Annotated in this window: 9 protein-coding genes; 4 read left to right on the top strand and 5 right to left on the bottom strand. The window is 34.6% G+C overall.

The window, feature by feature from the left end; all coding sequences use genetic code 11:
- The first annotated feature begins 106 nt into the window (after window positions 1-106).
- From FVQ77_16890 to FVQ77_16880, 3 genes are all read left to right on the top strand, one after another.
- On the top strand, window positions 107-1,390 hold the full coding sequence (locus FVQ77_16890; GenBank protein MBW8051979.1) for a T9SS type A sorting domain-containing protein: 1,284 nt from the start codon (window positions 107-109) through the stop codon (window positions 1,388-1,390).
- Entirely contained in the window at window positions 1,365-2,090 is a 726-nt protein-coding gene (locus FVQ77_16885; GenBank protein MBW8051978.1) for a PorT family protein, read from the top strand. The genes FVQ77_16890 and FVQ77_16885 overlap by 26 nt, the downstream gene beginning before the upstream one ends.
- Before the next feature lie 88 nt (window positions 2,091-2,178).
- Window positions 2,179-2,442 carry a T9SS type A sorting domain-containing protein gene (locus FVQ77_16880; protein MBW8051977.1) on the top strand — a complete coding sequence of 88 codons (264 nt, stop codon included), beginning with the start codon at window positions 2,179-2,181 and terminating at the stop codon, window positions 2,440-2,442.
- Between the two features lie 57 nt (window positions 2,443-2,499).
- Here FVQ77_16880 and FVQ77_16875 read toward each other — a convergent pair whose 3' ends face one another.
- From FVQ77_16875 to truA, 4 genes are read right to left on the bottom strand one after another with little or no spacing between them, the layout of a single operon-like run.
- Window positions 2,500-4,275 carry an ABC transporter ATP-binding protein gene (locus tag FVQ77_16875; GenBank protein MBW8051976.1) on the bottom strand — a complete coding sequence of 592 codons (1,776 nt, stop codon included), beginning with the start codon at window positions 4,273-4,275 and terminating at the stop codon, window positions 2,500-2,502.
- 27 nt (window positions 4,276-4,302) lie between these two features.
- Window positions 4,303-4,491, bottom strand: coding sequence for a type II toxin-antitoxin system HicA family toxin (locus FVQ77_16870; protein ID MBW8051975.1), 189 nt, complete (start codon window positions 4,489-4,491; stop codon window positions 4,303-4,305).
- The gene (locus FVQ77_16865) at window positions 4,488-4,721 is read right to left on the bottom strand and encodes a type II toxin-antitoxin system HicB family antitoxin (GenBank protein MBW8051974.1); all 234 of its coding nucleotides are present in this window, start codon (window positions 4,719-4,721) and stop codon (window positions 4,488-4,490) included. The genes FVQ77_16870 and FVQ77_16865 overlap by 4 nt, the downstream gene beginning before the upstream one ends.
- 31 nt (window positions 4,722-4,752) lie before the next feature.
- The gene (truA, locus tag FVQ77_16860; GenBank protein ID MBW8051973.1) at window positions 4,753-5,613 is read right to left on the bottom strand and encodes a tRNA pseudouridine(38-40) synthase TruA; all 861 of its coding nucleotides are present in this window, start codon (window positions 5,611-5,613) and stop codon (window positions 4,753-4,755) included.
- Window positions 5,614-5,766: 153 nt separating this feature from the next.
- Between truA and FVQ77_16855 the strand changes: the two genes are divergently transcribed.
- Window positions 5,767-5,961: a hypothetical protein gene (locus tag FVQ77_16855; protein ID MBW8051972.1), complete on the top strand. Its 195-nt coding sequence runs from the start codon at window positions 5,767-5,769 to the stop codon at window positions 5,959-5,961.
- A 252-nt stretch (window positions 5,962-6,213) separates the two neighbouring features.
- Here the strand turns inward: FVQ77_16855 and FVQ77_16850 are convergent.
- Window positions 6,214-7,323, bottom strand: a 1,110-nt coding sequence (locus FVQ77_16850) for an acetyl-CoA C-acyltransferase (GenBank protein ID MBW8051971.1), incomplete at its 5' end; no start/stop codon positions are given.

The following is a 7,323-nucleotide window of genomic DNA, read 5'->3' as shown; positions in this document are numbered from 1 at the left end:
GAAATGAAAAGGGACATTATGGAGATGAAGGAAATTTTAAATGGATTAAAGAAAAAATAGTATTAAAAATTTCAATTTATTAAGATATTTAATTCAATGTTAAATTATGAAAATATTATTTAGTCATATAAAAATAAAGCTAAATCCTTTAGGCATCTTTTTTTCTATAGCTTTTAGTTTACTGTTTCTTTTTATTTCACTTATAGATGTGGAAGCTGGTAGAAGGCGGAATATTAATAGCTATTCAGGTACTGAAATAGAAGAATTAAAAGATTTAATTTTAGATTATCTTAATACAACGATTATTAATAACCATGTTAATAATGCACCACATGGTACTGGATTAATTGTTTTTCTTAACTGGCATCGGGATTATGTACTGGGACTTGAAAATTGGTTAATCAGTCAGGGACAGTTGCAATATGTACCTTTACCAAAATGGGATCCAAGCACACCAATACCGTGGGAATTTTTCAGGAGAAATTCTATTGAACCAGGTTTTAGATGTTCTTTTCTAAATTCATCTTGTTTTGATGATCGTACTCCAGGCGGTGATTTTGCCAGATTTCAGGATAATAGAATATGTGATTATTCGGATAGTGATGCCTTTGCATCTGATCTTGAAGATGAACATAACCCTGTACATACTGCTATTGGTCACGTAATGGGAGGTTTTAATTCCCCTGCAGCAGCTATTTTTTGGCTCTGGCATGCCTGGTTAGATGATATTTATTGGGATTGGAATTGTAATTGTCCCAATAGTGATTTTAAATCAGTTACATTTGGGGGAGGATTAATCCCACCTTTAACCAATCAAACATTCAGTTTTGTAGGAAATTTTCAAGTAGCTGTAAAAACTTTACCTGGTAATATTAAGCGAATAATCGCTGAGAATACCTTGATATCAGGTACTCAAATTAACAGCGGGGCTAATGTTGAATTTCGTGCAGGTAGAGTTGTTAGATTAACAGATGGTTTTAGAAGTGGCTCCAGTTTTCGTGCATATATTGGTTGTGGAGCAATAGGAGGTTCACCAGGTAGATACTCAGATACATCTAATCAATCTATTGAAACATTACAGATAGTAGAGGATGAGCAAGAAAACCTACAGTTGACTTTAGATCAAACAGGTTCTCTGTTTTTTATTTATCCCAATCCCTTTTCAAAAACCATTATAATTGATTATTATTTAAGTCAGCCTTCTGAGGTTTCATTGATTTTATATAATTCTTTTGGCCAGGAAATAGTTAAGATCATTGATAACCAACAATATCAGAGAGGGGTATATAATAAATCGTTAGACATTTCAGATTTACCATCAGGCCTATATATCTGTACCTTTCAGGCAGGCAATTATCAAATAAATAAAGAAATCATTAAGGTTGAATAAAACTATCCATACAAACAAAACCATCTTAATTTTGGTTATTTTATTTATTACAAGCCTGTTGAGTTATGCACAATCAGATCCTGATACTACACAAAAATCAAAATATTTTGCTGGTATCTATATTTCCCCTGATCTTAATTTCTATAATAGATGGGGGAAAAAAAAGAAAATAAATAAAGTTAATTTTGGCTATACGATTGGTTTGATTTCTGAATTAAGCTTATCTAAAAGGTTATCCTTAACGTTTGGTCTTAATTATTCATTAAAAATTTATAAACCTAATTTACGGTTTTTTGGAGTTTATACTGAAAATGATGAATTAATTAAATACCCATTATTAATCAAACAGAATTTAAATTTATTAGAAATACCATTAAATATAAGATTTAAAATACAAAATGACAATTCACAGTTAGTCCCCTACATATTCGCAGGAGCCAATACCATTTTCCAAATATTCTCAATAAATACCTACCTATATGATAATGATACAAAAGAGATAACAATTAATGATAATAAATTTAAATTACTAGACTTAGCACCTGAATTGGGTTTAGGTGTAGAGCATATCATATCACAAAAAGTTAGATTAAGTCTTCAATCCTTGCTAAGATTTAATTTATCAAACTACCCAAATACAGCAGGATATACAGCTATTAATAAGCTGGCATTCATTATATGTGTTTTATATAATTTATAGACAATATATTTAGATAGAAAATGTTGATAAGGAGATAAACGAATAGTATGACAATTATGGGGTTGTAAATCATCATCCGACAAACAAAATAAAGTTGATTATTTTGCAAGATTCGACAAATCCCAATGCAACAAATGGCATATTTAATTTAGAAGTCAGCTTAAATAATAAGAAAAGTATAAAAATTGCTGTTTATGATATCTTTGGAAAGGAAATTTATGTGGTTTTAGAAGCTCCAATCCTTCAAAAAAACTACCAAATTGACCTGAGCAGCCAACCCAACGGCATTTATATCGTTCGTTTAATTACTAGTGATGAGGTAATTAACAAGAAAATAATCCTGTCAAAATAAAAACCTCAAAATTAAGTCCTAACCCCTAACCTTCACTCACCTCCCAAAAAGAATTGCTCAGCCAACTTTTCTATATTGCATATCATACAACTGCGTATAATACCCTCCCAGCTCAAGCAATTCTTCATGTTTACCCATTTCTTTGATCTCTCCCTTATCCAGAACAACAATTTTATCTGCTTCCTGGATAGTTGATAACCTGTGTGCTATTACAATTGAGGTTCTTCCCCGCATCAGCTTTTCTGTTGCTGATTGTATCAATCTTTCAGTCTCTATATCCACTGAAGATGTTGCTTCATCCAGTATAATGATCTTAGGATCATAGACCATGGCTCTTATAAAAGAGATCAGTTGTCTTTGGCCATAAGATAGTGTAGCGCCTCTTTCCATCACTTTATAATCAAATTTACCCGGTAGCTTTTCTATGAATTTTACTGCTCCGATCAACTCTGCTGCATACCACATATGCTTCTTTGTGATCTCAGGATTCCCAAGGCTGATATTCTCTTCAATTGATCCTGAAAAAAGAAAAATATCCTGGAGCACCACTGCAATATTCTTCCTCAATGAAAATAATTCATACTCTCTAATGCTAATATTATCTATTTTAATATTTCCTTTATTGAACTCATAAAACCTGTTTAATAAATTAACGATTGAAGTTTTACCTGCACCTGTAGCGCCTACCAGGGCAATGGTTTCTCCGGCTTTTACTTCAAAAGATATATCCTTTAATACATAATCCTGATCATTATAAGCAAACCAAACGTTTTCAAAGCTGACATTTCCTTTTATCGGATTTCGAATTTCTAACGGAATATATCTACCATTATTTGCAATAAAGTCTTTATTGTGTAAAAGCTTAATGATCCTGTCAGTGCTAACTATGCCTAATTGCAGCGTATTAAACCTGTCAGCGATCATGCGGAGGGGTCTGTAAAACAAATTGATATACATAATAAAGGCAATAAGTGTACCGAGGGTAACATGGTCTTCCAACACCCCTTTGGCTCCATACCATACGAGCAAACCTATACCTGCTGCTGCCAATACTTCGGATACGGGAAAATATATAGAGAAATACATAACAGTCTTTAAGTTAGCCCTTTTATGTTCACGATTTATCACTTTAAATTTCTCATATTCAGCTTGTTCACTGCTAAATATCTGTACAATGCTCATGCCGGTAATATGTTCCTGTACAAATGAATTCAAATTAGCAACTGCTGTACGAACCTGGCTAAAAGCATATTTTATTTTTTCTTTAAAGATCCAGGTGCTTAGTACAAGAAAGGGGATCACCGAAAGGCTTATCAGCGTTAATCTCCAGTCTGTATAAAACATTATTGCAATAATAAATATCAATTGCAGAAGATCACCTGCAAGGGCGGCCAAACCCTGGCTAAACACGTCTGATAATGTCTCAACATCAGAGATATTTCTTGTAACAAGTCTCCCGATAGGGGTATTATCATAATACTTCAGCCGCAGCTTCAGTACATGCCGGTATAATTGAATTCTGATATCTTTGATAATATTTTGCCCGAGCCATCCTGAAAGATAGGTGTGCCCATATTGTATCACTGCCTGGATCAATAACAACCCAACCATGTAAATGATCATCATACTAAGCCCGCTTTTATCTGCTGTTAAAATATAATTGTCAACCGTATACTGTATGAGCAAAGGTTTGACCGGAGACAAGGCTGCAAGAAGGAATGTAATGATGATCAAAAAATAAAACAGGCCAATGTAAGGTTTTACAAAAACAAATAATTCCTTTATGACCTTACGGTCAAATATTTTATCGGTTTGGTCCTGGGGTTGAGGCATAATTATTATTGACGATTCATTTTAGTTTTAAAAAGGGGAAGGGATCTCTAATTGCTTACAAATTTCAATACAAGTGTATTTTCTCAGTGTAGGGTGCCTCGGAACTGACGTTTTATATCCATTTGTAAAGTTTTTGTATATGCTGTGTTTTGTACCTTCTCTAAAAAAATAGCAGTTATGTAATTTAAGATGTTTAATAAATGTATTTCTTTTCATACAGCTATAGAAAATTCTTTCCGTATTATCTTCGTATTGTTTTGTGGTAGATTTTCTGCTTCTTCTCTCTCTGTTTCCAGCATTAGTGCTAAAGCATCCATCAAATTTTCCTGGGCTTCTTTTAAAGTATCGCCTTCGCTAACCACCCCCCTTAATTCTTCTATGTAGGCTGTATACCCGCCTTCTTCAGCAGGAACAAAAATGGCAGTTAATTTTAATTGTTTTTTCATGATATTGATTTTTTTTCTTCAAAAATACCTCTTATTTTTCAATATTTAAAATTATTTGACCTAAAAAATCCGGATACTCAACTTTTATAAGAAACAACCCTTCTGCCGGCACAGAAAAACCTGCCCGTGAACGATCGTTACCTGCAATCACGTTTTCAAATTCTTTAACAGTCATTCTCTCCAATCCAACTTCCAGTAAAGTACCTACAATAGCCCTGACCATTCCTCTTAAAAACCTGTTAGCCCTGATACAAAATATTAGCATATCACCAGTAGGAGCGAAGCGGAGATCCCGCCTGTCCCGATGCAATCGGGAACTTCTCGAAGTGACAAATAACCCCACCGCAGGCGGGGCAGGCGAATGATCAACTTCCCAATCTGCTTTGAAAATATTGCATGAATTATTTTTTGCTTTAGTATCCTGTTTACTGAAAGTTGTAAAATCTTTATAAGATAAAAGTAAGTTGGCTGCCTTATTCATTTTATCAATATTAAGTGTTCTACTATAAAAATAAGAAGTATCCTTTAAAAAAGGATCTTTACTTTTGCAGATCCTGTACTCATAGCTTCTTGAAATAGCATCATATCGTGCATGCACATCATCTTTTACCTTGTAAATATTTTTGATCACAATGTCTTCCGGGAGGATACAATTTAACTTATACAGAATATTGGAAACATTCTTTATCCCATTGGTAATATCAAAATGTGCAAATTGCTGTAAAGCATGCACTCCCGTATCAGTGCGGCTGCTTCCGGTAGTTTTAATTTCGCATTGCAATACTTTGCTTAATGCGTTATTTATTTCCTGCTGAACGGTATTTGCGTTTTGCTGGATTTGCCAGCCGTGGTAGTTGGTGCCTTTATAGGCGATTTCTATAAAAAATCTCATCTGAATTACAAATTAGAAATGCAACTTCTAATTTGTAAAGTTAAAGTTTTTATTAAAAAAAAATTTGGAATTTAAATAAATACTGTTGTAATTTGCATTTTCATAGATATATAGTAAAGATACTAGCAATTTATTGAAATTAGCAATTATGCTATGAAGAATGAAGATAGAAGAAAAGAACTTGGTAAGATGTTGATGGATATTGCTAAATATCTTGCAACTGTAGGATTGATAGGGAGCATTTTAACAAATAAGTTAACATTAATAGCAGGACTTTTAATAATATTAGTAGTTATAATATTAATTGCGGTGGCTTATTATACAATTCCACCTAAAAAATGTGAATAATATGGAAGCTTTTTACACTATACTTGCAGGATTGGTTTTAATAGCATTGTGGGCTTTTTTTATTTCTTATAAAGAGGATCATCCCAAAAAATCGTCCTCATAACACATAGAGATCTTTACAAAACTCAACGCTTTTAATTTATCAAACTTCTGAAGTCAGCGTTTTCAAAACATTCAACAATTAGATTAGAGCCACTTTTTTTAATGCCAGACAAGACCTGAAAAATTAAAACTTTAAAAACCGTTCAAATTTCAACACTTCTCAAAAACAACAGCCGCCCCCTGCCCCACTCCAATACACATCGTAGCAAGCCCGTATTTCACATTATCTCTTTTTTTCATCTCATGCAGCAATGTGGCTGAAATCCTTGCCCCGCTGGCTCCTAATGGATGCCCCAAAGCAATAGCGCCACCATTCACATTAACGATATGAGGGTTTAGGTTCAGATCCCGAATACAGGCTATGGATTGGGCAGCAAATGCTTCGTTGAGCTCAACCAGGTCAATATCTTCCATTTTCAAACCGGCACGTTTCAAAGCTTTCTCAGTGGCAGGTACAGGACCAATTCCCATAAAATCAGGGTCAACGCCTGCAATTGACATAGATACCATCCTTGCGATGGGTTTTAAGTTGTATTTTTTAAGCGTATCTTCATTGACAATAATAGCAGCAGCAGCCCCGTCATTTATTCCTGATGAGTTTGCTGCTGTAACGGTTCCTTTCTCAGCAAAAGCGGGTTTGAGTGTTGCTAATTTTTCAAGGGGCGAGAACCTGGGATGTTCATCGGTATCAATCACTACCAGGCCTCCTTTACGTTGTGGGATCTGTACGGGAATGATCTCATCTTTAAATTTCCCTGCTTCATAGGCTTTTTTATACTTTAATTGTGAATTGTATGCAAATTCATCCTGTTCATTCCTGGATATTTTCCATTTTTTAGCCACATTTTCAGCGGTTTCTCCCATTGAATAAGGGAAGTACATTTCTTTCAATTTGGAATTTACAAACCGCCAGCCAATGGTAGTATCATAGGTTTCATTTTTCCGGGAATAAGCTGTTTCTGCCTTTGCCGTAACAAAGGGGGCACGCGACATGCTTTCTACTCCACCAGCAATGTAAACCGCTCCTTCATTCAACATCAAAGCCCTTGAAGCGTCCATGATAGATTGCAGGCTTGATGCACAGAGCCTGTTGATGGTAACACCACCTGTTTCAATAGGCAAACCTGCCAGCAAAAGCGCCATCCTTGCTACATTCCTGTTGTCCTCGCCAGCCTGGTTAGCTGCACCAAATATCACATCCTCTATCAGATTTACATCTATTGAAGGATTTCTTTCAATTAATTTTGAAATTACCAAAGC

It is taken from the genome of Cytophagales bacterium, from assembly GCA_019456305.1.
GTDB lineage: Bacteria > Bacteroidota > Bacteroidia > Cytophagales > VRUD01 > VRUD01.
Note: the sequence above shows the minus strand (reverse complement) of the source record. Positions and strands in the feature narration are given on the sequence as shown.